The 26,435-nt window shown below is 49.5% G+C and carries 20 protein-coding genes; 10 read left to right on the top strand and 10 right to left on the bottom strand.

Features of this window, described 5'->3' with window-relative positions:
• Positions 1-7 precede the first annotated feature (7 nt).
• From B5D63_RS16030 to B5D63_RS16020, 3 genes are all read right to left on the bottom strand, one after another.
• On the bottom strand, positions 8-1,438 hold the full coding sequence (locus B5D63_RS16030) for an anion permease (protein ID WP_078669788.1): 1,431 nt from the start codon (positions 1,436-1,438) through the stop codon (positions 8-10).
• A 12-nt stretch (positions 1,439-1,450) separates the two neighbouring features.
• Positions 1,451-2,626 (bottom strand): porin, encoded by a 1,176-nt coding sequence (locus B5D63_RS16025; protein ID WP_078669787.1) that lies wholly within the window; start codon positions 2,624-2,626, stop codon positions 1,451-1,453.
• Positions 2,627-2,767: 141 nt separating this feature from the next.
• Positions 2,768-4,930, bottom strand: a complete 2,163-nt coding sequence (locus B5D63_RS16020; protein WP_078669786.1) for a S46 family peptidase — start codon at positions 4,928-4,930, stop codon at positions 2,768-2,770.
• 268 nt (positions 4,931-5,198) lie between these two features.
• On the opposite strand from B5D63_RS16020, the gene B5D63_RS16015 reads away from it, so the two are divergent.
• The 5 genes from B5D63_RS16015 (at position 5,199) to recA (ending at position 10,186) form a co-directional block, all read left to right on the top strand.
• Positions 5,199-5,642: a hypothetical protein gene (locus B5D63_RS16015; RefSeq protein WP_078669785.1), complete on the top strand. Its 444-nt coding sequence runs from the start codon at positions 5,199-5,201 to the stop codon at positions 5,640-5,642.
• Between the two features lie 74 nt (positions 5,643-5,716).
• A complete protein-coding gene (locus B5D63_RS16010) occupies positions 5,717-6,316 on the top strand; it encodes a ribonuclease HII (protein ID WP_078669784.1) in 600 nt (199 codons plus the stop codon).
• A 117-nt stretch (positions 6,317-6,433) separates the two neighbouring features.
• On the top strand, positions 6,434-7,936 hold the full coding sequence (gene rpoN / locus B5D63_RS16005; RefSeq protein WP_078669783.1) for an RNA polymerase factor sigma-54: 1,503 nt from the start codon (positions 6,434-6,436) through the stop codon (positions 7,934-7,936).
• Positions 7,937-7,943: 7 nt separating this feature from the next.
• Positions 7,944-8,642 (top strand): hypothetical protein, encoded by a 699-nt coding sequence (locus B5D63_RS16000; protein WP_078669782.1) that lies wholly within the window; start codon positions 7,944-7,946, stop codon positions 8,640-8,642.
• Positions 8,643-9,175: 533 nt separating this feature from the next.
• Complete coding sequence (gene recA, locus B5D63_RS15995) at positions 9,176-10,186, top strand: recombinase RecA (protein ID WP_078669781.1); 1,011 nt, start codon at positions 9,176-9,178, stop codon at positions 10,184-10,186.
• A gap of 390 nt (positions 10,187-10,576) precedes the next feature.
• On the opposite strand, the gene typA is transcribed toward recA, so the two are convergent.
• A complete protein-coding gene (gene typA, locus B5D63_RS15990; protein ID WP_078669780.1) occupies positions 10,577-12,385 on the bottom strand; it encodes a translational GTPase TypA in 1,809 nt (602 codons plus the stop codon).
• Positions 12,386-12,660: 275 nt separating this feature from the next.
• On the opposite strand from typA, the gene B5D63_RS15985 reads away from it, so the two are divergent.
• On the top strand, positions 12,661-13,662 hold the full coding sequence (locus tag B5D63_RS15985; RefSeq protein ID WP_078669779.1) for an alpha/beta fold hydrolase: 1,002 nt from the start codon (positions 12,661-12,663) through the stop codon (positions 13,660-13,662).
• Between the two features lie 57 nt (positions 13,663-13,719).
• Here B5D63_RS15985 and B5D63_RS15980 read toward each other — a convergent pair whose 3' ends face one another.
• Positions 13,720-15,951, bottom strand: coding sequence for a patatin-like phospholipase family protein (locus tag B5D63_RS15980; RefSeq protein ID WP_078669778.1), 2,232 nt, complete (start codon positions 15,949-15,951; stop codon positions 13,720-13,722).
• A 100-nt stretch (positions 15,952-16,051) separates the two neighbouring features.
• Positions 16,052-17,095: a COX15/CtaA family protein gene (locus B5D63_RS15975; protein ID WP_078669777.1), complete on the bottom strand. Its 1,044-nt coding sequence runs from the start codon at positions 17,093-17,095 to the stop codon at positions 16,052-16,054.
• A 178-nt stretch (positions 17,096-17,273) separates the two neighbouring features.
• Between B5D63_RS15975 and B5D63_RS15970 the strand changes: the two genes are divergently transcribed.
• Positions 17,274-17,720 carry a hypothetical protein gene (locus B5D63_RS15970; RefSeq protein ID WP_143312938.1) on the top strand — a complete coding sequence of 149 codons (447 nt, stop codon included), beginning with the start codon at positions 17,274-17,276 and terminating at the stop codon, positions 17,718-17,720.
• A gap of 108 nt (positions 17,721-17,828) precedes the next feature.
• On the opposite strand, the gene B5D63_RS15965 is transcribed toward B5D63_RS15970, so the two are convergent.
• Positions 17,829-20,810, bottom strand: a complete 2,982-nt coding sequence (locus tag B5D63_RS15965; RefSeq protein WP_078669775.1) for a serine hydrolase domain-containing protein — start codon at positions 20,808-20,810, stop codon at positions 17,829-17,831.
• 279 nt (positions 20,811-21,089) lie between these two features.
• Here B5D63_RS15965 and B5D63_RS15960 point away from each other — a divergent pair, with 279 nt between their 5' ends.
• The 3 genes from B5D63_RS15960 to B5D63_RS15950 all read left to right on the top strand — a co-directional run bounded on the left by B5D63_RS15960 (position 21,090) and on the right by B5D63_RS15950 (position 23,633).
• Positions 21,090-21,677: an adenylate kinase gene (locus B5D63_RS15960; RefSeq protein ID WP_078669774.1), complete on the top strand. Its 588-nt coding sequence runs from the start codon at positions 21,090-21,092 to the stop codon at positions 21,675-21,677.
• Positions 21,678-21,840: 163 nt separating this feature from the next.
• Positions 21,841-22,875, top strand: coding sequence for a GTPase ObgE (gene obgE / locus B5D63_RS15955; RefSeq protein ID WP_078669773.1), 1,035 nt, complete (start codon positions 21,841-21,843; stop codon positions 22,873-22,875).
• Positions 22,876-22,934: 59 nt separating this feature from the next.
• Complete coding sequence (locus tag B5D63_RS15950; protein ID WP_078669772.1) at positions 22,935-23,633, top strand: hypothetical protein; 699 nt, start codon at positions 22,935-22,937, stop codon at positions 23,631-23,633.
• A gap of 92 nt (positions 23,634-23,725) precedes the next feature.
• On the opposite strand, the gene B5D63_RS15945 is transcribed toward B5D63_RS15950, so the two are convergent.
• The 3 genes from B5D63_RS15945 to B5D63_RS15935 all read right to left on the bottom strand — a co-directional run bounded on the left by B5D63_RS15945 (position 23,726) and on the right by B5D63_RS15935 (position 26,137).
• Complete coding sequence (locus B5D63_RS15945) at positions 23,726-24,304, bottom strand: N-acetyltransferase (protein ID WP_078669771.1); 579 nt, start codon at positions 24,302-24,304, stop codon at positions 23,726-23,728.
• The gene (locus B5D63_RS15940) at positions 24,291-24,656 is read right to left on the bottom strand and encodes a DUF7674 family protein (protein WP_078669770.1); all 366 of its coding nucleotides are present in this window, start codon (positions 24,654-24,656) and stop codon (positions 24,291-24,293) included. The genes B5D63_RS15945 and B5D63_RS15940 overlap by 14 nt, the downstream gene beginning before the upstream one ends.
• Positions 24,657-24,892: 236 nt before the next feature.
• Complete coding sequence (locus B5D63_RS15935) at positions 24,893-26,137, bottom strand: PepSY-associated TM helix domain-containing protein (RefSeq protein WP_143312937.1); 1,245 nt, start codon at positions 26,135-26,137, stop codon at positions 24,893-24,895.
• Between the last annotated feature and the right edge of the window lie 298 nt (positions 26,138-26,435).

Raw genomic sequence — 26,435 nt, 5'->3', positions numbered from 1 at the left:
TTAGTTGTTACCAGATGCCCAATACCTTCCACCAGCCGGCGCCAATGCCCATCCAGAGAATGATATACACGATGCTCAACAGAAATCCGCATTTCCACCAGTCTTTCAGTTCCACATAGGTGCTGCCGAAGAATACCGGCGCCGGGCCGTGACCGTAGTGGGTCAGCGTACCGAAGATACCGCCGCAGAAGCCCAGCACAAGCGCCAGCAGCGTGCCAGGTATGCCCACAGAAATGCCCACCGCCAGAAAGGCCGAATACATGGCCGCCACATGTGCGGTGGCGCTTGCGAATATGTAATGACTGTAGAAATAAACGAGCACAATAATCGGGAAAGCGACCATCCACTGCATACCGCCCACCTGCTTTTTAATGAGGTCGCTGAACCAGGGAATGAAGCCCAGCGAGTTGAGAAAGCTGGCCATCATTACCAGGGCAGAAAACCATACGATCGTGTCCCAGGCGCCTTTTTCAGACTTAACATCTTCCCAGTCCAGCACCTGCGACAGCAGCAGGAACACCAGTCCGATGAGCGCAGTAGTGGTCGCGTCTATCCCAAACAGATCGCCGGTGATCCACAGGACCAGCAGGATCACAAAAGCCAGCAGCATCAGCCACTCGTTTTTATGCACCGGCCCCATTTCCTTCAATTTCTCCGCTGCCATAGCCGGCGCATTGCCGGTTGACTTCAGCTCCGGCGGATATACTTTATACAACACAAAAGGCACCACGATGATAGACAGCGCAGCCGGCACCAGCGCAGCGGCAAACCACGACATCCACGTGATATCGATACCCATATTTTTGGCGAATTTCTGACACATAGGGTTACTCGCAGTGCCGGTGAGGAAAAGCGATGACGTGATGAGGTTCATATTGTAGCTGCTCAGCGTCAGGAAGCCGCCCAGTTTGCGATGGGTGGCAGGATCTTCCGGCACTGAGCCAAAATTCATGGCCATGGATTTCATGATGGGATAGATGATGCCTCCCCCCCTTGCCGTGTTGCTGGGCACCGCCGGCGCCAGTACCAGGTCAGCCAGGCCCAGGCCGTAAGCCAAACCCAGCGAGCTTTTGCCGAAGATGCGGATAAAAATATAGGCGATACGTTTACCCAACCCGGTTTTAATAAACCCACGGGCGATGAAGAAAGAAATACCGATCAGCCAAATTACCTTGTCTCCGAAACTACTGAGCGCCAGGGTAATGGACTTGCCGGGGTTTCCGGGCGCCAACACACCGCTTAAAGCCACAAGGGTGATGGCCAATATGGACATCGTTCCCATGGAGGCTGCTTTCAGAATAATACCGAGGATAGTGGACAGGAAGATGGCCAGCAGGTGCCATGCTTCCGGTGTTACGCCCACCGGCGGAGGTATCAGCCAGATAATAACGCCGAAAATAACCGTGACCAACAGCTGTAGATACTTGATTTCTTTCATAATAATGGCCTTTTATATTCTGCATTGCACCTGTACGATCATCAGGTTACTATTGTGTGTTTTTGTTCCGGGAATATTCCGGTCGTAATTGTCAATCTGCATACCCAGCTGTATACGTCCGCCATAATCCTTCAGGAAAGCCAGGCTGATCATGGGAATGTAGGTCCGGCGGGCGTTGCCGCTATGACGGTAGTCTTCATTAAAATATTCATAACGCATCGACACTTCAATGGATGTAAGTTTATGGTAGTTGATCTTGTACCGGAAGTTAGGCAACAGATAAACACCATGCATCCCGTATTCGTTCAACGGGCCTCTGCGGAGGCTGTCCGCCAGTCCGTAAAACAAGCGATGGTTCGTTCCCTGCTTAAACTCTGACTGCAGCTGCAGGTCAAATTTTTCCGCCAGCGGCACCACGCCGCTGAAGTCTATCCCCAACGCATATACGCTGTATTGTTTTACGGTGCCGGCGCCGCCGTTCAGGCCGAGTGACAGCTTGTTCATGTCCCCGAATTCCAGCCGGGCGGAAGCCAGTTTTCCATTGTCATCGTCGGCCACCTGGTTACGGTTGTTTCCGTTGACCACAGAGACGGCGTATTTAATGGGCAGCGATGTGTTTTTCCGGAAGGTGCCGAACATGGACACGCCCACCTGGAAACTTTGCCAGCCGTTATTCCCAAAAGCATAGTATTGATTGGAGAAATCCATGGACCGGATGATATCTACCGGGTAGAGGTCTTCCAGGCCAAAGGAGGGCCGGAACTGGCCCACCGTGAAGTTGACAGCGTCATTCCACCGGTAGGAAATGAAGGCATTTTCCAGCACTTTTCCTTTAGGGTCGCTGGCGAAGTCGGCGAAGTTGACCAGCACGCCTGCCTGGAACCGGTCGCTTACCTGTGCCTTCACCTGAAGGCGCGCTCTTTTGAGACTGAAGCTGTTACGCACCACTTCCTTCCCCGCATCCGCCTGATGGGTGCCATTTACATCCACATTGGAATGGAGGGAAACGGTGTATCTCGCCTGGAATACGCCACCCAGCGTTATTTTCTTCAGAAATCCGGGTTTGATGGCGGTGGTGTCCCTGGTGACAGTAGTGTCGATGACAGGTCCGGCCCCTGCATAGGCCAGGGGAATAGCCGTACACAAGCACAGGAAAAAGGCGGCCAGTCGGATATTTCGTTTATGCATGCACGGTTGTTGAGTTTTCGGATCAGGCGGTTATTTACTGGTGATAACACCGTGCAGAAGGGAAATGTTTGGCGGCCCGGCATAAAAAAATCCCGTTCCGGCGGTACCGGAACGGGATGTATATTTTGAGCAGGCAAAGGCTTATTTTACCAGCTTCAGTTCATGGATGATGTTTTTGGCACCTCCGAGTTTTTCGATACACCACAGCACATAGCGTACGTCTACGCAGATAGTGCGGTTGTAGTCGGCGTCAAACTGGATTTTGTGGCTCAGCGCTTCGTAGTTGCCGTCAAAGGCGAGGCCGATCAGTTCACCGTTGGCATTGATCACAGGGGAACCGGAGTTACCGCCGGTGATATCGTTGGTGGTGATGAAGCCCACTACTACGTCGTTGCGTTTGGCGTCTTTATACTGACCGAAATCTTTTTTGTTGTACAGGTCCATGTAGTTGGCCGGCAGGTCAAATTCATAGTCTCCCGGAACATATTTCTCGATCACGCCTTTCATGGTAGTTGCGTAGTCGTAATGTACAGCGTCGCGCGGGGAGTAAGCTTTCACCCGGCCATAGGAAAGGCGCATGGTGAAGTTCGCATCCGGGTATCTGTTACCGTTAGGCTGCATTTGCATGACGCCTTTCAGGTATTCGCGGCCCAGGTCATTGTTTTTCACTACGAACTGGCTGTGGATCGGTTGATATTTACCTGCATAATTCCTGATGAAAGTGCTGGCGTAGTTAAATATCGGATCGTTCTGCAGGGTTACCGCGTCGGGGTTAGCGATAAACGCTTTCCATTTCGCATCGTCGAAGATGATGGTGTTGTTCATCAGGGAAGCGGCCCAGAGTTTCCAGGTGTTATCTTCTTCGAGGCTGCCGAATTTGTTTTTCAGTGTTTCGAAGTAACCGGTAGGCTGCTGATCTTTCGGCACGTCGTTGTAGAACATGCGGGCGGTAGCTGCCAGTATTTTCTGGTCGCTGGGTTTGTTTTCTTCACCGAGGAAGTTGGCGCGTGCTTTATCAGCAGCGGCGGCAGCCTGTTGTGCGGCGTCTTTGGGAGCGCCGGGTGTTACGAGGGCTTTTTCGAGCGCCATCAGGGAGGCGGCATAAGCCGCTACCGGGGAACCGAGTACGCCTTCCGTGAGGTATACGCGGTGTTTGGCGTAGGGAGACCATGCTTTATAAGCTGCTGCGTAGTCGTTCATGATATTGGCGAATTCAGGTTTGTCCTGGGCCCATTTCGCGAAGGCAGCTTCATTTTTTTCCTTGTCTTCCAGTACGTGGTGTTGTTTCAGCTGTTTGGTTTCGCCATCAAAGAATTTCCAGTAGTTGGCGATACCGGCGTAGGAAGAAGCCAGTTGCAGTTTCACCGCCGGATCTTTCACCATCTGCTCCATCATGGCTTTGAGCCTAACGTCGCGCAGGTTCACGAGGGACGGGTTTTCCACTTCTGTTTTCAGTTTGAGGCCGTAAGAAGTTTCGTAACGGTTGGTGCCGCCGGGGTAACCGAAGATCATGGCGTAATCGTTTTCTTTCACGCCTTTGACAGATACCGGCAGGAAGTGTTTAGGCTTCAGGGGTACGTTATCTTTGGAATAGGCGGCTGGTTTACCGTCTTTGGTGGCATACACGCGGAAAACGGAGAAGTCGCCGGTGTGGCGGGGCCATTCCCAGTTATCGGTGTCGCCGCCGTATTTACCTACGCTTTCCGGCGGAGTGCCTACGAGGCGGATGTCTTTAAAGCGCTCGTATACGAACATCAGGTATTGGTTTCCTTTGAACATCGGCACTACTTTCGCTTCGTATTCGGTGCCGGTAGTAGCTTTGGTGATGATACCGGCATAGGCTTCCTGTTCTTTCTTCATTCTGTCGGCACCGCTGAGTCCTTTCAGCTGGGATTCCACATCTTTGGTAACGTCTTCCACTTTCACCAGGAACTGGACAGAAAGCATGGGGGAAGCAATTTCCTCCTGTTTATTTTTTGCGTAGAAACCGTTTTTGAGATAGTTATGTTCTACTGAGCTGGCTGCCGCGATGGCGCCGTAGCCGCAGTGATGGTTGGTGAAGATGAGGCCTTCATTGCTTACTATTTCGCCGGTGCAGCCGCCGCCAAAGATCACGATCGCATCTTTCAGGGATGCTTTGTTGATGCTGTACAGCTGTTCCTTGGTCAGTTTAAGACCTTTTTTGACCATGTCATTGTAGGTCTGCTGGCCCAGTAAATAAGGGAGCCACATGCCCTCGTCTGCTTTTGCCCATTTAATACTTACGCTAAGCAGCAAGAGCAAAACCAGTAATTTTTTTCTCATATCAGTTTGGTTTTGTTGTAAAAGGACCTCAAACCTAGCTATTTTTTTGTTAACGGACGCATGGATGGGGCATAATGAGTAGGATCTTCCCCGGTAATTTGTCTTTTTAAATTATATTAATAATTTATACCTATTTTTTCTTCTGTAAATAATATATCCCGGCAGTGAACAAAAAAACTGGAATATGTTTTGATAAAAGGGAGCAACGCAATAAGGCGTGCCAAAAATTTAAAAGCCTATATTTTTTAATTGTTTAAATGGATTGATCATGAAAAAAATAATGTTAATACTGGGTGTAGCAGCGTTTTTGGCGTGTAATGAGAACAAACAGCAGGAAGAGAAGCGGGAAGAGATGAAGGAAGACGCGGCTAAGTTGAAGGAGGACGTAAAAAACGCCGCCAACAGTACGGGGGATTATCTCAACGAACAGAAAAAGCAGGCGGAAGATGCGATCCGGGAGCGGATTAAGCAGATAGACCAGACCAGCGAGGAATTGAAAAAAGAAGGGACGGAGAAAAGCAGGGAAGCGCGGAAAAAGCTGGAGGGCCTGAAAGTGGAGATGAACAAAAAAATGAAAGAGGTGCAGAACAGCAGCGCCGATGCGTGGGACAGTACCCGTAAGGCAGCTGATGAGCTGATGAAAAAATCTGATAAAGAGTGGACAGATTTCAAACAGGATTTCAAAGACCTGTTCAAACGCGATTCCCAGTAAGCCGTGTAAAATTCGGGATTCCTTGTTCCTTAACATTAATCTTGTAATTTTACCCGTCTTAAACAGAACCGGATTTGCTACTATCTCATTATCAGGACGAATTATTGGAGGCTGGCTGTGACGAGGCCGGCAGAGGGTGCCTTGCGGGCCCTGTGTTTGCTGCGGCCGTGATATTACCGGCAGGTTTCAGTCACCCGCTGCTCAATGATTCCAAACAACTGACGGCGGCAGACCGGGACCTGTTGCGCGGAGTGATAGAAAAAGAAGCATTGCACTATGCCGTAGCCAGTGTAGACAATGTGGAAATAGACAAGATAAACATACTGAAAGCCTCTTTCAGGGCAATGCACCTGGCGCTGGAGCAGTTGAGCCGGCAACCGGAATTTATCATCATTGACGGTAACCGGTTTTATGCTTACGGCAAAGTACCTTTTGCCTGCATTGTTCAGGGAGATGGCAAATATGCATCCATTGCCGCTGCCTCCATTCTGGCCAAGACGTATCGTGACGAGTACATGCAGCAGTTGCACCTGGAGTATCCGCATTTCGGCTGGAATGAAAACAAAGGCTATCCGACGCGGCAACATCGCGATGCTTTGCGGGAGTTCGGTGACACCCCCTACCACCGCAAGTCTTTCCGCCTGTTGCCGGAGCAATTGGAACTGGACCTATAGCCCCCGGCATTAGCTGCCACCGTTGCCGGTAATGACCGCTGACTGTGGACTGCTAAAGGCGGTAAGGCTATCGTTAACCTTATACTTATTAATTTTGCCCTGTAGGGAACGATTATTATGCTAAAGCAGACACAACAGCAGAAGTTATTACAAAAGCTTTCACCACAGCAGATTCAGCTCATGAAGTTGCTGCAGGTTCCTACTGTCAACCTGGAAGAAAGAATTAAAGAAGAACTGGAAGAAAACCCTGCCCTCGAATACGGTGAAGACACACATGAAGACGAATTCAAAGAGCAGGAGGATTTTGACGCCAAGACAGACAGTGAAGGCGATGAAGAGGATGATTTTGAGCCGGACGGCAGCGAAAGCGAATATGACAATATAGATATTTCCGAATACGTAAGTGATGGAGATGACGATGTAGCGGATTATAAACTGCGGGACGACAACTATCCCGATCCGGATGAGAGCAACAAAACCATCCCTATCCGGGTGGAAACATCTTTCCACGAACACCTCCTGAGCCAGCTGGGCATGCTGGAACTGGACGATCACCAGAACGCCATCGCCGAGCATATTATCGGCAGTATCGATGACGACGGTTATCTGCGTCGTGAAGTAAGCGCCATGGTAGATGACCTTTCTTTCTCCCAGAACATAGACACCACAGAAGAAGAGCTCCGGGAGCTGATCAAAAAGATCCAGGAATTTGACCCTGCCGGCGTATGTGCCACCGATCTGAAAGAATGCCTGCTGCTGCAGCTGAAGCGGAAACCGCAGGACGATGAAGGCGTGAACACCGCCTACCAGATCCTCGAGAATTATTTCGACGAGTTTACCAAGAAACACTACGAAAAGATACAGAAAGCGCTGAGCCTAAGCGATGAAGGGCTGAAAGCGTCCATCAATCAGATTATCAAGCTGAATCCGAAACCCGGCGGCAATTATGCGACGCTCAACAAAGCGGAGAGTTACGTATTGCCGGACTTTTTCATCATGAACAATGCCGGTAAACTGGAGCTGACGCTGAATTCCCGCAATGCGCCTGACCTCCGGATCTCCGGCGGGTACAAAGACATGCTGCGGGAATATGACCGCGGCGACAAGAAAGACAAGCGCCAGAAGGAAGCGGTATTGTTTATCAAACAGAAAATTGATGCTGCCAAATGGTTTATCGACGCCATTAAACAGCGGCAACATACGCTGTTATCTACTATGGAGTCTATCATGGACTACCAGCGGGAGTTTTTCCTGACCGGTGATGAAACCACCATGAAGCCGATGATCCTGAAGGACATTGCCGACCGTACGCAGCTGGATATCTCTACGGTGAGCCGCGTGGCCAACAGTAAATATGTGCAGACAGAATTCGGTACCTTCAAGCTGAAGTTCTTTTTCTCCGAGTCCCTGTCTACCGACAGCGGTGAGGAAGTATCCACCCGGGAGGTGAAGAAGATACTCTCCGACCTGATAGAGGCGGAGAACAAACGGAAGCCGCTGAGTGACGAGAACCTGACCAAGATGCTGCAGGACAAGGGTTATAATATTGCCCGCCGGACGGTGGCCAAATACAGGGAGCAGCTGAACATACCGGTTGCCCGTTTACGTAAAGAATTATAAGAATAAGATGATGCACGAACAAGCGTTACCGGAAAGTAACATCCGTACCGGTGAAGGCCCGGTATTTCCACCTGCAGCCAGGTCGCTGTCGCAGGTGATCTCCTATATCACCCATCCGCTGTTTATCCCTACGCTGGTAACCTTTTTAATATTACAGTCCATTCCGGAGTACATGGTGGCTTTTAAGCCCATGAGCAAAAAGTTTGCTTTTGACATCCTGTATTTCCGGGTAGTGGCGATCACGATATTTTTCCCGTTGCTGACAGTGCTGCTGGGCAAGCAGCTGGGGTTTGTGTCCTCTGTTTATATGAAGACGCAGCGGGAGCGGATTATTCCATACGTCGCTATTATTATTTATTACTTCTGGGCTTTCTACACTTTTCTGCAGGAAGGCCGGGCGCCGCGGTTCTACACCGCTTTTTTCCTTGGTTCTTTTCTCGCCGTGTCTATCTCTTTCATTACCAATAGTTTTATGAAGACCAGCCTGCATGGTATCGGCTGGGGCGGTGTGATTGGGTTTCTGCTGGCCCTGATGTGGGGCATGCACATGAACGTGTCGTTACCGCTGGTGATCACCTTCCTGGTGACCGGCGTGGTAGCTACAGCGCGGATGGTACTGAACGCCCATCAGCCTTTCGAGATTTACACCGGTTTATTTATCGGGATCATCACCCAGCTGGCCGCCTGCTGGTTCCTGGTGATCTGATCCAACGGTAGCATACTCCCTGCCGGCTTTCTCTTTTCAGAGCGCCAGACAAGGAATATGCTATGTTTTGGATGGGGAAAAAACTTTTTGGGGTTTACCTTAACAGCCGGACTGCTTATTCCGGTAACATGGATGCAAGGCCGCAAGGCAGGTTAACAAACAATCTAACAAACATCTGGGGTACAATCATCAACAACTAAACTTGACAATACAAAAGTCCGATATTCTGCGTTGAACCTCAAGCGTATAACTACGCTTTTTAAAAATGCAGTATTTCCCCCCTGTCCCCTGCCTCAGAAATTTTTTTTCACGGGAAGATGATTACGCACATTCAATGCGTAATGGCTTCGGATCTTTGTTATGTCGTTAGGGCGAAGCGAAAAAAGTGAGACCGAATACGATATGAATACTAGTTTTTTTAGCATTGAAAATAAAATGCTAAAAAATTTAGGAAAATCAAAAATTAGGTTATAATTTAGCATTCCAGTTGGAGATATGCTTTTCGATTAAATTTGTAAAAAACAACTACAGATATGTCTACAGCCAATACAGAAAAACTGAAGGCGTTACGCCTTACAATGGATAAGATTGAGAAAGATTTCGGTAAGGGATCTGTGATGATGATGGGCGAAAAAGCAGAAGCTCCGATGGAAGTAATTTCTTCCGGTTCCCTGGGGCTTGATATCGCACTGGGCATTGGCGGTTTTCCGAAAGGAAGGATCATTGAGATCTATGGTCCTGAGTCTTCCGGTAAAACAACCGTAGCCATCCACACAATTGCGGAAGCGCAGAAAAAAGGTGGTATTTGTGCCATCGTGGATGCTGAGCACGCCTTTGACAGCAGCTATGCACGCAGACTGGGCGTGGATGTGGATTCTCTCCTGATTTCACAGCCGGACCATGGTGAGCAGGCGCTGGAAATTGCGGACCGTCTGATTTTATCTGGCGCCGTAGACGTAGTTGTAGTGGACTCTGTAGCCGCGCTGGTACCGAAAAGCGAACTGGAAGGTGAAATGGGTGAAAGCAAAATGGGCCTGCAGGCACGTTTGATGTCCCAGGCGCTGCGTAAGCTGACAGCCACTATCGCCAAAACCAACTGTTGCTGCATATTCATCAACCAGTTACGTGAAAAAATCGGTGTAATGTTCGGTAACCCGGAAACTACTACCGGTGGTAACGCCCTGAAGTTCTATGCATCTGTAAGGCTGGATATCCGCCGTATGAGCCAGATCAAAGACGGTGATGAAGCAGTAGGTAACCGTGTGAAAGTGAAAGTGGTGAAAAACAAAGTAGCGCCGCCGTTCCGTCAGGCTGAATTCGATATCATCTACGGTCAGGGTATCTCCAAAATGGGTGAGATCATCGACATGGGCGTAGAATACGGCATCGTCCAGAAAAGCGGTAGCTGGTTCAGCTACGACTCCAATAAACTGGGTCAGGGCCGCGATGCAGTAAAACAGTTACTGGGCGATAATCCGGAGCTGTCTGCGGAAATCGAAGCAAAGATCAAACTGAAAATTGCAGAGAAACAAGAAGAGGCTTAATTATTATGTAAGCTGCAAAAATTAGATTTACTCTTTACTATACATACATAGAAGTTAGTTTTAGTTTTAGTAAGCATTGGGTTAGTATGCACTCCCCGCCTTATCCTGGGCGGGGACTTTTTATTTTCCGGAATATATGCCGATGCTTTTCTCACTGTCAACTATACCTAATCGTTTTGATTGCCTGCCAGCGATTATACATAAACCCTCGGAATGACCTGGCACTCCCCGATCTGCATTCGTTGCCCAAAGTCTACACCCGGGATTCCTGTCTGCAGCATACAAACAGAAAAGGCTGACCAAATGGTCAGCCCTCTCCTTTCAAACATTTTTCAAGTTAGTGTTATCCTTATTATGAACCTGCCTTGAGGGGCGGGCCTTATAATCAGATTACGCTTCTGCTTTCATGCTTTTCGCATTTCTCTTACGCTCTTCTTCGTCCAGGATGGTTTTACGCATACGGATGAAGTTAGGCGTAACTTCGATGCACTCATCATGCTGGATATACTCCATACATTCTTCCAATGTCATCAGAATTTTAGGTGCGATATTCGCAGCGCCGTCGCTACCGCTGGCGCGCATGTTGGTCAGCTTCTTACCTTCGTTCGGGTTTACCACCAGATCACCGGGTTTGTTGTTTTCACCGATAATCATGCCTTTGTACACTTCTTCTCCCGGATCAACGAAGAAAGAACCTCTGTCCTGTAATTTATCCAGAGAGTAAGCGGTAGTGGAACCAGCTTCTTTGGCGATCAGCACGCCGTTGTTACGGCCGGGGATCGCGCCTTTCCAGGCTTTGTAATCATTGAAGCGGTGAGCCATTACAGCTTCGCCGGCAGTGGCGGTCAGCATCTGTGTACGCAGACCGATCAGACCACGGGAAGGAATTTCAAATTCCAGGTGTTGCATTTCACCTTTTGTTTCCATGATCAGCATCTCACCTTTACGGCGGGTTACCAGGTCAATCACTTTGCTGGCGAATTCCTGCGGAACGTCTACCACCAGTGTTTCGTATGGTTCACATTTTTTACCGTCGATGTTTTTAACGATAACCTGCGGTTGACCAACAGTCAGCTCATAACCTTCACGACGCATGGTTTCAATCAATACGCCCAGGTGGAGGATACCACGGCCATATACCAGGAAGCTATCCGCACTGTCTGTATCCACTACACGCAGCGCCAGATTCTTTTCGGTTTCTTTTACCAGACGGTCACGCAGGTGACGGGAGGTAACAAACTTACCGTCCTTACCAAAGAAAGGTGAGTTGTTGATACCGAACAGCATGTTCATGGTAGGCTCGTCTACGCTGATAACAGGCAGGGCCTCCGGAACTTCACCATCAGCAATGGTGTCACCGATATTAAAATCTTCGATACCTACTACGGCGCAAATGTCGCCGGCCAGTACCTTATTTACTTTTCTTTTACCTAAAGCTTCAAAGATGTACAGCTCACGTACCTTCTGTCTTTTAGACGTACCATCAGCCTGCATCAGGGTGATCCACTGGTTTTCTTCGATAGAACCACGGGTTACTTTACCTACGGCGATACGGCCGAGGAAAGAAGAATAATCCAGGGAAGTGATCTGCAGCTGCAGGTTACCCTCAGGGATCTTAGGAGAAGGAACGTGCTCGATGATACCATCCATCAACGGCGTGATGTCGTCACAAGGCGTGAGGGAAGAGTTGAACCAGCCGTTTTTACCAGAACCATAGAAGGTCGGGAAGTTCAGCTGCTCTTCTGTTGCATCGAGGTTGAAGAACAATTCGAATACAGCATCGTGTACTTCATCAGGACGGCAGTTAGCCTTGTCCACTTTGTTGATCACCACGATCGGTTTCAGGTTCAGCTGCAAAGCTTTCTGCAACACAAAGCGGGTTTGTGGCATCGGACCTTCGAAAGCGTCCACCAGCAGGATTACACCGTCTGCCATTTTCAATACACGCTCCACCTCACCGCCAAAGTCGGCGTGGCCCGGGGTATCGATCACATTAATCTTGGTGCCTTTGTACTCAACAGAAGCATTCTTACTGAAGATGGTAATACCACGTTCTCTTTCAAGATCGTTACTGTCCATGATCAGCTCGCCGGATTCCTGGTTAGCCCGGAAAACGTTCGTCTGGTGAAGAATTTTGTCAACCAAAGTAGTTTTACCATGGTCTACGTGCGCGATAATTGCAATATTACGAATGTTCATATACTTAATTCTTTAGCTATAAGCAGCTTGTAACTTCTTGGCTCATAGCTGCAAAAATGAGGCGCAAAGGTACGAAAACCTGACGAGAATGAAGGATTCATGCTTTAAATAAATGTAACCATTTAGTCACTTGTACAAAATCCCTCATAACACACTAATTATCAGTCAATTACAAGATCGCTTATTTCGTCGTGACGGAAACTGTCCTGCGCAGGCATATCCCGCCAGGTTTATGGCGGGAGATTTGATTTGCCTCCGGATAAAAACCTATCAGCATGAAACGTACCTTTTTATTTTTATTACTCGCCTTTTACTGCTGCTTCCTTTCCCCCGTTTACGGACAAGACATTGCCACACAAGATATTATGCTATCGTCCTACAAATACCCCTATCCTGTTCATTATTTCAAATTCCAAACCCAGGGCCAACCGCTGACAATGGCCTACATGGACGTACAGCCTTCCCGCCCCAATGGCCAGACAGTTGTGCTGCTGCATGGTAAGAACTTCTGCGGCGCTTACTGGGACAGCACCGCCGCCAGCCTCTCCAACAACGGTTACCGCGTGATCATCCCCGACCAGATCGGCTTCGGCAAATCCTCCAAACCCGCCCACCTGCAATATAGCTTCCAGCTGCTTGCACAAAACACCAAAGCGCTGCTGGATACGCTCGGTATCCCTAAAGCCGCCATCCTCGGGCATTCCATGGGCGGCATGATCGCCACCCGCTTCGCCCTCATGTACCCCGAAATCACCACCAAACTGATACTGGAGAACCCCATCGGGCTGGAAGACTGGAAAGTGGCGGTTCCTTACCAATCTGTGGATAAATGGTATCACGCTGAGCTAAAACAGACCTACGATAAAATCAAACAATATCAACTGGATAACTACTACGCCGGACAGTGGAAACCGGAATACGAAAAATGGGCACACTTGCAGGCCAGCTGGATTCAAAGTCCCGACTACGCCCAGGTAGCCTGGAACGCCGCCCTCACCTACGACATGATCTTCACCCAACCAGTATATTACGAGTTTCCCAACATCCAGGCCCCCACCCTGCTCATCATCGGGCAGCGTGACCGCACCGCATTAGGCAAAGCCAACGTCCGGCCGGACATCCGTAAAACCCTGGGCAATTATCCTGAACTGGGAAAAGAAGCGGCCAAACGTATCCCGCACGCCACCCTCGTACCTATCGAAGGGGTAGGTCACCTGCCTCACATTGAAGCCTATACGAAATTTATTACGCCGCTACTGGATTTCCTGCAGCATTAGAGAAAGCATCCCGGCGAAGCATAGCCGGCGGCCATCCGGAAAGTAAAACGGGACTGATTATTCGGCCATCAGTTGAACGACATAATCCAGCGCACTTTGGTTCGCCGGATTATCCAGCGCATGCGCGATGTCCAGCTTCTCGCGCGAAGTGAGGTGCCACGAGAGCGCCGCCCCTTTGTCTTGTTTCTGCGGCACATACTGGAAAATGATCCGGTGGAATTTATCGGGAAAATACCCCTCCATATAGTTGACCAGGTCGTCCTGATCAAAATCCTGCATGGCGCTCCAATGCTGCTGCATCGTAAATAAAGGCTCGAAGAGCAGGTCGCTGAGGTCTTTGGTTTTCTTGATCGGGGAAATATCATTTTTGCGGGTGTCCCGGATCTGTATGTACACGACCCCGCTGGTATTTTCATTGATCCATTTGCTGAAAGTATAAAGGAAACGCAGGGTGGTCTGTTGGCCGAAATTATCCCTGATACCTGCATCCATCACATCTACAATAGGATTGCTCGGTAAAAACGTGTTGGGCAGCACATAGGGGAAAGTAGCACACATGCGGATAGCGCTGGTGACTTTCAGGTCCATCGCGTCCTGATTGGCATAATACTGCGCAAAGTCAACACCGTCAATATCCCTTACCTGCCTGGTAGGATACAGGTACTGCGGGCTGCACAGGTAACTGATCGGTTGCGGCGAAATCATCAGCCGGCGGCCATCTGCATTAATGGTAGCATTCCATATCAACATCGGGATCTCTGCATTTTGCTCGGGCGCCTTGTAATCCCGCAGGATTTTATTGAGGGCATTATCGGTGTTCTGGTTCAGCTGCATCTCAAAGGCGTACCCCCGGTCTTTCGCATACCGCTTGTTATCCATCTTAAACGTGCGCCACGGAGTAATGAAGTCATTCACAGCCATAGCGCTGAACACGGAATTCAGCAGGTCCCTGGAAACACGCTCTGTATAAATACTGTCCGTAAGCCGGATCGGTTTCCCCATCAGCTGCTGATAATACAGCTCCCGGAAATAGCTGGCGCCCAGCATGCCCCCCGAGGCGCCGGTCATCAACACGGTCTGTTTCATCAGCCGCCCCTGTAAAAGGCTGTCCAGCCGCTGTAATACATGCAGCGACCAGGTGGCGGAACGGCTACCGCCGCCGCTGAAATTCAGCACCACCAGCCGCGGCTTTTTGTTCGCCGGAAACTTGCTGCGCCATTTCTTCAAAATATTCAGCGATTGTTTTCTGTCTGCCTCATACCGCTCGCGGTTAAAAAACCGCTGCAACGCTTCCACACTATATTCCGGCCTTGCCTTTTTCTGTTGGTAATCAAGTCCATATGCCTTGTTGCGGTTATCTACCCAGTTATGCTCTACCATCCAGTTGAGCCCGAACAGCAGCACCAGCACCACCGGGATAGACCATGTCTGCAACAGGTACGAGTAAGCGCCGGCCACGCCGATCAGGAATGCGAAAAAAATCAGCACGCTGGCGCCGGCAGGAATCCTGAAGACTTCGTAGTCCATCATATATGCCAGTATCACAAGGAAAATCAGCGCACAACCTACCGTGATCATCGCTGCAAAGTGATGCTGTTTGAGGATACTATCGAGATAGTGTTTGTTATAGTGGTCTACATTCCGCGCCCGGCGTATCTTCCACGGCGTGGATAAGTAGTTGTGCACCGGCAGTGCGTTCTCATCCGGCTCCTGCGTAGGCTTCAGGATCACCCGGAGAAAATTACGCGGGTTACCAAAACGTCTCTCCAGTCGCCGGCCGATGTTTTTATCGGCATTAAAAAAATAAAAGAACCCAAAAAAAACGACAAACAGGGCGCCACAGATAAACCCTTCTCCCAGCAGAAGGATTTCGGGAATGGAGCTCAGCTGTTCATAACGCTGATATTCCCAACCGCGGTAAAGCAGGCAGATAAAAAACGCCAGCGGGATCAGGGAGTTATTGAGACAATACCGGAAAAAAGGCTGGGAGGTGGTGGCCAGAAACTTAAACCGGCCGGTATGCAGGATGAAGGTAGTGATCTGCCAGCTCATGATAAACATGCCCGTGGCCAGCCCGAGAATCGCCGTACTGTAAAAATTCACTTTCCCCAGGTATTCCGGCGCCAGGAAGAGCGCGTCGCCGCCAAAGACCTTGGCAAATCCGCCATTGATCGTGCTAAAGAGAATTACCCAGAAGATGAGCAACACCTGATATTTCCTGAAATGCAGCAGGAGCAACTGAACAGGGAAAGAATAGTACGTTTTTATTAGGAATAGCTTCACCTTCATCAGACCAATAATTACAATTAAACCTACGTAAAAAATCAGTAAAAACGAATAAGGGGCTCATGCGATGCATGAACCCCTTATGTATTATCGGTGGTTGTTATTATTGTCTTGCCTTGCTGAGATAAAGCGTCCATACCAGCGACAGCAGCAACAGCATCCCCACGCACTGGTGCAGGATACCGTAGCTGATGGGGATTTTCACCTGGCTGTTGAGCAGGGTGAGCACTCCGAGCAGCACCTGCAGCAACACCAGCAACAGGGGCAGGTAACGGATACCATGCAGCAGGCTGTTGGCCGGCGTTTGCGCTGATTTCCACCACCATATCGCTATAAGAATGGTGATCAGGTAAGCCAGTCCGCGGTGTATAAACTGTATAGTAATCGTGTTATGTGCAATGTCTGTCCAGAAGCCGCCCTGGGAAAACATCCCGGCAGGTACCCAGGCGCCGTTGATATCCGGCCAGGTATTGGCTACCAGTGCGGCATGCAGGCCCGCCATAAAAGCGCCATATATCAGTTGTACCGTCACCAGTACCAGCAACCAGATATTTAACCGCTTCAGGGAAGGTATTTTCAGGATTTCTTTACCGGGAACGCTGATTTTCAACGCAAACCAGAAAAGATAACATAACAGCACCAGCGCCGACATAAAATGTACCGCCAGGCGGATATGGCTTACGTAGAGATTTTCATCGTTCAGGCCGCTCTTAACCATGACCCAGCCGATAAGCCCCTGCAGGCCGCCCAGCATAAAAAGTACAATCATCGGGTTGATCATCTCTTTGCTGATCTTCTTCTTCACCACGAAATAAATAAACGGTACAATAAATACAATACCGATCAACCGCGCCCAGTCACGATGCAGCCACTCCCAGAAATAAATGAATTTAAAATCTGATAAGGTGAAATGGTTGTTGACATATTTATATTGCGCAATCTGCTTATATCCGTCAAAGGCTTTTTGCCAGGCCGCTTCATTCATTGGCGGAAAAGCGCCCAACAACGGCTGCCACTCTGTAATTGACAGGCCGGAGCCGGTTAAGCGGGTCAGCCCTCCCAATAATACCTGGATCACCAGCATGCCCACTCCTATATACAGCCAGATGGCCACCGGGCGGTTATTCTTGATATTAACTGTTTCCATAAACGCTGCAAAAATAGTGAATTACGGCTCCCGAAATACTCACATTCTTTTAACAATCGCGTAATGTTCTGTTAACGCTGGCCTCTGATCTTTGCGGTGAAAATTAAACGGCAACAAATTGTATTAGCTAATACTGCCCTTACAAGTAAAAAAGACAACACATTAAAAAAATAATGTCATGAAACACTTTTGTTTTGTTTTAGTTCCCAAAGCAACGATGATTGTATTAGCCACCATCCTCATTCCCTTTGTAACCATGCATGCACAGGAAAGATCTTTTGCTTACAACAACCGGTTTGTAGCAGAACAGCCTTCCTCCGGCATCAAAAAGGACCTGGAAGTGGAAATCAGCCAGCCTCAGAAAGAAACACTGAACTTCACGCTGGCAGTGATCAATCCGGAAAACGAGAAATTGACACTCTACATCAAAGATAGCTACAACAACACCCTTCACCGGGAAGTATTACCTGCAACTGTTAAATTTGAAGCACGCTACAACCTGCAATCACTCGAAGACGGCCAGTACATCTTCGAAATCAGAAGCGGAAAAAATAAAGTAGCGGAAAAAGCCATCGGTATCAAAACACAGACGATGGTAAGCAGAACAGTTTCCGTAGAAAAATAATCCTGCAACACTATTTCTGATTTGGTTAATTGGTTATTTAAAATGCAAAGGAGATTATCGTCTGATAATCTCCTTCGTATTTTAATCTGTACCAAAATACTGTAATCGTCAGGGTTTCATCGCTTCATATACCACGTCCATCATTTTGCCCCTTGTGTTGAGGGCCGACAGTTTGCCGTTGGAACCACCATTCGGGTACACCCTGTTGCTCAGGAAGATAAACACCATTTTGCTGTTGGGGTCTGCCCAGACACAGGTACCGGTGAAGCCGGTATGCCCGAAAGTAGCGCCGGAGGTGAGTTTGGATGGATAGCTTTCCCGGCGGGTATTATTGTCTTTCTCCGGTTTGTCGAAACCCAGGCCGCGACGGCTGATACTGCTGTTATAAGCAGTGAACAACCTCACCGTTTCCGGTTTAATATATTGTACGCCTCCAAAAGCGCCGTTATTCAGCAGCATCTGCATGATCACTCCCAGGTCATGCGCATTGGAATACAGGCCTGCATGGCCGGCTACGCCGCCCAGCATGGCTGCTCCGGGATCATGTACAAAACCACGCAGCAACTGCATCCGAAAAAAATTTTCCCGTTCCGTAGGTACCAGCAAACGCAAGAGGAACCGTTCCCGTGGCAGAAAGCCGGTAGTGGCCAGCCCCAGCGGTTTATAAAATGTTTCCCATACGTACTGGTCCAGCTTTTTGCCGGTCACCTGCTCTACTATTTTCCCCAGGAATAAAAAATCCAGGTCGCTGTAAACATAGCCCTGATGGGGATTTACTTTACTATCGAGGATTTTTTTCCAGATGGAGTCCACATAGCGGTGGTCCAAATACATATTTTCCGCTACCTGCACGGAGTGTAATTCGTCCGGGACGCTGTGATACAACGCGGTATCAGGCCGTCCGTCGGGGTATAAAGTTTCCTTGTAAAACGGGATGAAAGCCACCAGTCCGGCCTGGTGCAGCAGGATGTCCCTGATTTTCAACCCGGATTTGTCAGAGCCTTGTACGAAGGGCAGATACTCCCCCAGCGTTCCGTCGAGGCGTACTTTGCCTTCATCATACAGGCGCATGATGGAGATGGTGGTAGCGCATACTTTGGTAACAGAGGCCAGATCATAGATAGAACCGGGGGAAACCGGCTCCTGGCTGTTGTATTCGTAGTGACCGAAAGTACGGTTGTAAACAATTTTTCCATCTTTCAGGGCCAGTACCTCGCAGCCGGGTGCGGCGCCACGGGCCACCATGTCGTTGGCCAGGGCGTCGATGCCAGCCAGGCGGGCCTCGTTCATCCCTGCTTCGGCGGGGGTGACGGTCGGCAGATCGGTATAGAGGTCCACATCATAAGAGATGCCGGCTCCTTCGGGCAGGCCGGGGCATACTGTTACCGGCAGTTTGCCTTTGGGGCCCAGTTTACCGAACAGCAGGTCTGCCGCTACTTTCTGGGTGATGCTGTCATCTTCGTAGGCAGCTACAATGTTTTTGGCATCGCACCAGTGCTGGAGGGCGTATGGATTACCAAATACCACGGTGGCGGAAGGCATTTCCGACTGCAGTTGTTTAACGATCAGGCGTTCTGCCAGGGTCAGGCCGAAGTTGTTGGCCGGGCGGCGGCTGAAGTTATGCACACTGATGATAACGGCTTTGTAATCGCGCTGGATGCGGGATACGATCGGCGCTATCTGTTGCACGGTCTGCCGGGAGGTGAAGATAAATGCGTCTGTACCGGGCTTATAGGCCCTGACAGCATCGATGAACGCGTTGTTTCCATCGGCGCCCACCGCGATCACGGCCAGCTTCTGCTGGGTCATGGCCGGGGAGAACGGTATCAGTTTATCATCATTTTTTACCAGCGTGATGGCCTTTTCTGCGATGCGGCGCGTCAGTGTGTCCGTCAGTTCGTTTAAATCATTAGTGAGATTATTTGTCTCGATGCGTTGTGGTTTCCAGAGACCTAAGTCATATTTGGCGTGGAGAACCTTTTTAACGCGGGCATCTACTTCCTGTTGGCTGATCTGTCCTTTTTTGATGGCCTTCATGATAGCGGATATGCTACCGGAGGCGGTGGAGGGCAGGATCATGAGATCGTTGCCGGCCAGCAATGACTGTAAGGATTCCTGGCCTTTGGAGTAAAATTTGGCGATGCCTTTCATCTCGAGTGCATCGGTAACGATAAGGCCTTTGTAGCCCAGCTCATTTTTCAGCAGTTTGGTGACTGCTTTATAGGAGATAGAAGTGGGCGTATTGGGCTTGTTATCGATCGCGGGAATAAAGAGGTGCCCTACCATGATGGAGCCTACGCCGGCAGCGATGGCTTCGCGGAAGGGATACAGCTCGAGAGAATCGAGCGCCTTCCGGCTTTTATTGATGGAGGGCAGGTCAAAGTGGGAGTCCACGTTGGTATCGCCATGGCCGGGAAAATGTTTGGCGCAGGCCATTACGCCGGTGGACTGCATGCCTTTGATGGCGGCTACGCCGAGGCTGGCCACCAGGTATTTGTTTTCCCCGAAGGAGCGGTCATTGATAACCGGGTTGTTCGGGTTATTGTTGATGTCCATATCGGGGGCGAAGTCGAGATGGATGCCGATGCGTTTGCATTGTTCGCCCATGACGCGGCCGGCTTCATAGGCCAGCGCAGTATCACGGGTGGCGCCGATCATCATGTTGCGGGGAAGGGAGGTAACGCTGTCGAGGCGCATACCGAGGCCCCATTCGCCGTCAATGGATACCAGCAGGGGTACTTTGGAGATGGACTGGTAGTAGTTGGTGAGGTTGGCTTCCCGCACGGGGCCGCCCTGGAAGAAGATGACGCCGCCGACTTTGTTGTCACGGATATCTTTGGCCACGGCGTTGATGTGGTCCTGTCCGAAGTTCGAATGAGCCCTGATCACGATGAGTTGCGCGATGCGTTCTTCCGGCGTCAGGGATTGGAATACGCTGTCAACCCATTGTGAAGCCTTATCTTGTGGCCGTTTGGTGATGGTGTTGACTTTCTTGTTCTTCTTTTTGTTCATAACGCCGGGCGGCATAGGTATAGCGCTCCCAGTCATCAGCAAGCCTGTCAGTCCTGCAACCAATAATTGTTTCCTCATGTCATAAACTTACAAATAATCGGGCAAGATTTCATTACCAGTGCCTGACTATCAAATAATTATTAAAAAACCGTATATGTTTTTGTCAAATCGCCAGATATTCGTTAAATTAGAATATTCTATTGAAGATATTTTACAGTTCCGCTATAAATATTAAAATATCTTTACTATTTTGTCTAAATCTTTTACATTTTTTAACCAATCGCAATTTTAGTTACCAATACATTCAATTGTTTGTTATATTTGCAACCTTGCGAGTAAAGTAGATTTTAATAAAACATGGTCAATCTCATTTTATTTGGCCCTCCCGGCAGCGGTAAGGGTACACAAAGTGCTAAGATAATAGATAAGTACGGGCTTATACATCTGTCTACCGGCGATTTGCTGCGTTCAGAGATAGCCAATAAAACTCCTTTGGGTATGGAAGCCACCAAGTTTATGGACCAGGGTTTACTGGTACCGGACGAAGTGGTGATCGGTATGATCAGCTCCAAGCTGGATGCCAATCCGGAGGCCCGGGGTTTCATTTTTGACGGTTTTCCCCGTACTACTGCCCAGGCGGAAGCGCTGGACAAGTTGTTGGCCCTGAAAAAAACGGCCATTTCGGTGGTATTGTCTCTCGAAGTACCGGAAGATGAACTGATCAAGCGTTTGCTGAACCGTGGTAAGACCTCCGGCCGCAGCGACGATTCCTCAGAAGACGTGGTAAAAGCACGTATTGTGGAATATCATAATAAAACAGCGCCGGTAGCTGACCACTACGCAAAATTCGGCAAGTTCAGGAAAGTGAAGGGAGATGGCAGCGAAGCAGAAGTATTTGACCTGCTCTGCAAAGAACTGAATGAACTGGTAGCAGAGAAGGTATAAGGGTTTTATCCCGCCATTAGAAAGACATACAGACCTTATATAACACGCAAAGATTGTAAGTTAGGAGCTAAGGACACCGGAAAGTGTACCAAATTCGCTCAAACTTAACGATCTTTGCGTTTTATTTTCTGGCAGTAGCCATTTTGGTTTAAAATATTGATTAGTGGAAAAAGCGAACTTCGTAGATTATATCCGTGTATTTTGTAAGTCTGGTAAAGGCGGCGCAGGCAGTATGCATTTTATGCGTACCAAATTCAATGCGATGGCCGGCCCGGACGGTGGCGACGGTGGCAGAGGCGGACACGTGATCCTGAGAGGGAACGCTCAGTTATGGACCCTGCTGCACCTGCGCTGGCATAAGAACCTGCTGGCGGAAGACGGTGAAAACGGCAGCGGCGACAACTGTACCGGCCGCTTTGGAAAAGATATCATCATCGAAGTACCGCTGGGCACTACTGCCAAGGACGAGGAAACAGGCCGCGTGGAAGCGGAAATCCTCCACGATGGCCAGGAAGTGATCTGGATCCCTGGTGGCCAGGGGGGCCGTGGCAACGCCTACTTCAAATCGGCCACCAACCAGACTCCGGAATATGCTCAACCCGGCATGCCGGGACAGGAAGGCTGGAAAGTCGTGGAACTGAAAGTGCTGGCCGATGTAGGGCTGGTAGGTTTTCCTAATGCCGGCAAATCCACCCTCCTTTCCGCCATCTCCGCTGCCAAACCCAAAGTGGCAGACTATGCCTTCACTACCCTCACCCCTCAGCTGGGGATGGTAGCATACCGTGACAACCAATCCTTCTGTATGGCAGACCTTCCGGGTATCATCGAAGGCGCCCACGAAGGCAAAGGACTGGGTCACCGGTTTTTACGACACATTGAAAGAAACGCCGTATTATTATTTCTGATTCCAGCCGACAGCGCCGATCACCGTAAGGAGTTCGACATACTGGTCAACGAACTGGAACAGTATAATCCCGAGCTCCTGGATAAACAGTTTTTGCTGGCCATCAGTAAAAGCGATATGCTCGATGACGAACTGAAAGCCGCCATCGCAGCAGAATTGCCGGAAGATGTGCCGCATGTATTTATCTCCTCTGTCACCCAGCAGGGAATCACTGAGCTGAAAGATATCCTGTGGCAAGCCCTGACAGATAAAGACAACCAGATAAGTACAGCCGACACCGTTAGTGCCGAGTAACTGACAGGACAAGGGATAGGTGATAAACGTCAATGTTTCGTTACACGATCCCAGCTACTATGAAAACACTGTTAAAGCTTGTACTGCCGGCATCCCTGCTGATGACGGCCTGCCAACAAACAAAAACACCAGTTAAGGAAAAACCCGTCCAGATCGATACCATGCAGCTGATAGCCCTCCCGGCGCCGTCAGCTGAAAAAGTCGCGTCCAATGAAGTGTCGGTAGTAAGCCGCGACAGTACAACGTATGTGCGGTTCGGTGACTGCTACTTTTCGCTCGACTGGATCTCGGCAGACCAGCAGCGCAATGACTTTGAAAAACATCCCGACACCCTCTACTTTTCACTCGCGCCCAAACGCACCATCGAAGGCCAGATGCTGGCCATCACCACCGGCGAAGCCGAAAAAATAAAAGTATGGCAGCGCTTCGAAACCAGCGCACGCATAGGCCGGCAGATACTCCGCCAGTGGAAACACTACCGGAGCGAATGGGAACAGCTTCGCCCCGAAGCCAGCAACTTTTTTATCTGCCGGAAATATACCGCCGCACAAACCAACCTGCTACCCGACGACGCCACCCTCGAAAGCCTGCAACAACACGTAAAAAAACATTACGGACAGGCACTTTTAAACCAGGTGGCCCTGCTGGAAGCACTGCCCGAGGCGGTCATCACCACCTACTTCCTGAAGTTCAACGGCACCCTGCGCAACTCCCCCACTAAAATCAATAAACTGCTGATCATCCAGGTAACGCCCTGACAGGGGGCTGAAATTCACACCAGGTACGCCCCTCCCTGGCAGGAGAGCGCTAAAAAAGAGAACCGGCAATGCAGACGCATCACCGGTTCGTATCAATCGGCTGTACTTAACAGAACAGGGTTTTTCGGTTCCGGCGGGTAAAATAACATAGCGGTGCACAGGCAATTCGCAAATTGATGCCCCACCAGAACAGGATAGTTAATGCAGCTCTTACACCCTTCCCAGAAATGGGTGTCAGTAGTAATTTCGGAATAAGTAACCGGCAGGAATCCCAGCCGGCTGTTTAATTTCATCACCGGCAAACCGGTAGTGATACTGAAAATTTTTGCAGATGGATATAAAAAACGACTTAACTCGAATATTTTCTTTTTGATGGCCGCCGCCACTTTCAGTCCCCTGAAAGCCGGCGCCACAATCAAACCGCTGTTCGATACAAAACGGTTGTTTTGCCAGGCCTGTATATAAGAAAACCCCGCCCAGAAACCACTCTTCGTAAACGCGATGACCGCATCTCCCTGCAGCATCTTTTTCTTGATATCCAATGGATTCCGTTTCGCAATACCAGTGCCCCTGGCTTTGGCGGACGATTCCATTTCGGCCACAATGGGTAGCGCAAAGTCCACGTCTTCCGGCGTCGCTACCCTGACAATTATCTCCTCATCTGTTTCCATTATAAATGAGTTGTTGCTGTATGTAAAGACCATAAATCGCATCCGGTATCAGGCCATAAATCCTGATCCGGTTCACGGCATCGCCCAGCGGCACCTTACTAAGCGCCGGCACAAATACCCGGGTGATGGCCCCTTTTACCACTTCATTACCGCGTTCATATAACTTCCCGGCCAGCTGCAGGCATCTGCCGGCCACCGGAAAATTCTGTTCCCGCAACTGCCGGTCGGTATATTCACTGAAGCATCCTACGGTGTCGTATATGTGAAATATCGCCGGAAACTGATGTAAAGCTTTTTTAAGTGCCGGTATATGATCTTCTATATAAGCCGGCACTTCGTATTGGTTTATCATGGCTGATCGTTGTTACTATTCAGCTAATGCCAAATGGTATTCCACAAACAGCAGCAAAACGTTAAAACACAGCAGGGATAAGGTTTTTCAACAATTTGCGGATGATGCCAAACGGGAAAAGCCTTCCGTTTCTGCATGGTGTTTTCAAAAAATGCAAAGCCGGTGACCGCTATTAACGGGAGAGCCTGGCACCGTAAAAGGTGCCAGGCTCTCTGCCATTATTTTGTCTGTGAAAATCAGGCGGCAGCCAGCGGAGGAACCACGCTGCGCTTGTTCTTCGTCGCTTTCTTTTTCTTCATGGTCCGGTTGATCCACAGGATAGTTCCGGTAGTGGGGAACGTGGCTCCAAGCAAAGCCAGCATCAGTGCAAAAATTTTAGACGGCAGCCCGAAAATGGAACCGGTATGCAGCGGCTTGATCATGCCCCGTACCTTCTGACCGAGGTTTCTTTCGCTGAAAGTCTGCGATTTTAAAACCTTACCGCTGAACTGGTCGAGGTAGTAGCTGGTGGTAGCCGCTTCGTTCAGCGCACCGGCGGGCAGCAGAGTCACTTGTATAGACGCTTCTTTGTCTTTCGGCATCGCCACGGCATAATACTGCGCATCGGGCGCCTGCTGTTTTACCGCTGCCAGCGCCGCCTCGTAGGAGACATTGCCGGTCGTTTCCGGCACCACTACCGATGCCGGCGCCTCCATTGGTTTGGGAGATGCACCCAGCACAGCGAACAGCCCCTTATTAAACCACTCGTATGACCAGGTAAGGCCGGTAAATACCGATACAAACAGGAAGATGCAGACATAGAAGCCCAGCACCACGTGCATATCATGGTTCAGCCTTTTCCAGCCGCCATCCCACTTCACCTTAAGGCGCTGTTGCAGGATCCTGCGTGTTTTAGGCCACCACAATATAATGCCGGTAATGAGAATGAAAAGGAAAATCAGGGTGCTGGCGCCGGTAATCATCTTGCCGGTGTCTCCGGCCAATAACCAGCGATGCAGGGAAAATATCTGGTAGTAGAAGGTTTTCTGATAACTGTAAAGCGCTATCACTTTACCGGTGTAGGGGTTGACAAAAGCGGTACGACCTTTGGATTTCTTTTGTTCCTTGCCGCCGGCCCTGGCGGCTTTACCTGCCACAGCCTTCACTTCTTTGCCGGTCTCTTTCCCGCCTTCCCCGCGGGCTTCTTTGTTCTTCTCTCCTTTTTTGCCCTCGTCCAGCTGAACGGCCAGCGAACGGGATGGATCTGCATACACCTGGATACGGGAAATACCCGCGCCTGGTACCTGCTGTTTCACCATGTCGGCGATCTGGTCCAGCGGTAACCGTTCCTTTTCAGGCTGCACGTAATAGCGGCTGTGATTAAACGCTTCCGTCAACTCCTTTTCGAATACCAGTAAGGCACCGGTCAGACAGCTGATGGTAATAACCAGGCCTGCCGCCAGCCCAAGGTATAAGTGAATACGGCGAAAAAAAACTTTCATATCAGATTGATCCAACCGCAAAAAAACGATCCGTTGCGCGAAATATACCCGCGGAAGAGGAAAATGATTTACGCAATCCGGAAATTTTTCACGCAAAGGCGCCAAGCAGCAAAGCGCGCTAAGAAATTTTAAGATTAAATAAGAAAAGCAAAGGAGCGGAGACCTCTTTTTATTATTTATTCATTCATTTATCCGCGTAGTTATTATAAAAAATAATAATTATTAATTGTTAAATATCTGAATGAGAAAATAAAAAGAGGTCTCCGCTCCTTTGCTTTTCTTATTTAATCTTAAAATT

The sequence above is a fragment of the Chitinophaga eiseniae genome, assembly GCF_900167135.1.
Lineage (GTDB): Bacteria > Bacteroidota > Bacteroidia > Chitinophagales > Chitinophagaceae > Chitinophaga > Chitinophaga eiseniae.
This window is presented reverse-complemented; position numbering and strand designations above follow the sequence as displayed.

Excerpts from the sequence above, each read along its gene's own strand:
- B5D63_RS16030 (WP_078669788.1), bottom strand. The coding sequence starts at position 1,438 with ATGAAAGAAATCAAGTATCTACAGCTGTTGGTCACGGTTATTTTCGGC.
- B5D63_RS16025 (WP_078669787.1), bottom strand. The coding sequence starts at position 2,626 with ATGCATAAACGAAATATCCGACTGGCCGCCTTTTTCCTGTGCTTGTGT.
- B5D63_RS16020 (WP_078669786.1), bottom strand. The coding sequence starts at position 4,930 with ATGAGAAAAAAATTACTGGTTTTGCTCTTGCTGCTTAGCGTAAGTATT.
- B5D63_RS16015 (WP_078669785.1), top strand. The coding sequence starts at position 5,199 with ATGAAAAAAATAATGTTAATACTGGGTGTAGCAGCGTTTTTGGCGTGT.
- rpoN (WP_078669783.1), top strand. The coding sequence starts at position 6,434 with ATGCTAAAGCAGACACAACAGCAGAAGTTATTACAAAAGCTTTCACCA.
- B5D63_RS16000 (WP_078669782.1), top strand. The coding sequence starts at position 7,944 with ATGATGCACGAACAAGCGTTACCGGAAAGTAACATCCGTACCGGTGAA.
- recA (WP_078669781.1), top strand. The coding sequence starts at position 9,176 with ATGTCTACAGCCAATACAGAAAAACTGAAGGCGTTACGCCTTACAATG.
- typA (WP_078669780.1), bottom strand. The coding sequence starts at position 12,385 with ATGAACATTCGTAATATTGCAATTATCGCGCACGTAGACCATGGTAAA.
- B5D63_RS15985 (WP_078669779.1), top strand. The coding sequence starts at position 12,661 with ATGAAACGTACCTTTTTATTTTTATTACTCGCCTTTTACTGCTGCTTC.
- B5D63_RS15980 (WP_078669778.1), bottom strand. The coding sequence starts at position 15,951 with ATGAAGGTGAAGCTATTCCTAATAAAAACGTACTATTCTTTCCCTGTT.
- B5D63_RS15975 (WP_078669777.1), bottom strand. The coding sequence starts at position 17,095 with ATGGAAACAGTTAATATCAAGAATAACCGCCCGGTGGCCATCTGGCTG.
- B5D63_RS15970 (WP_143312938.1), top strand. The coding sequence starts at position 17,274 with ATGAAACACTTTTGTTTTGTTTTAGTTCCCAAAGCAACGATGATTGTA.
- B5D63_RS15965 (WP_078669775.1), bottom strand. The coding sequence starts at position 20,810 with ATGAGGAAACAATTATTGGTTGCAGGACTGACAGGCTTGCTGATGACT.
- B5D63_RS15960 (WP_078669774.1), top strand. The coding sequence starts at position 21,090 with ATGGTCAATCTCATTTTATTTGGCCCTCCCGGCAGCGGTAAGGGTACA.
- B5D63_RS15950 (WP_078669772.1), top strand. The coding sequence starts at position 22,935 with ATGAAAACACTGTTAAAGCTTGTACTGCCGGCATCCCTGCTGATGACG.
- B5D63_RS15945 (WP_078669771.1), bottom strand. The coding sequence starts at position 24,304 with ATGGAAACAGATGAGGAGATAATTGTCAGGGTAGCGACGCCGGAAGAC.
- B5D63_RS15940 (WP_078669770.1), bottom strand. The coding sequence starts at position 24,656 with ATGATAAACCAATACGAAGTGCCGGCTTATATAGAAGATCATATACCG.
- B5D63_RS15935 (WP_143312937.1), bottom strand. The coding sequence starts at position 26,137 with ATGAAAGTTTTTTTTCGCCGTATTCACTTATACCTTGGGCTGGCGGCA.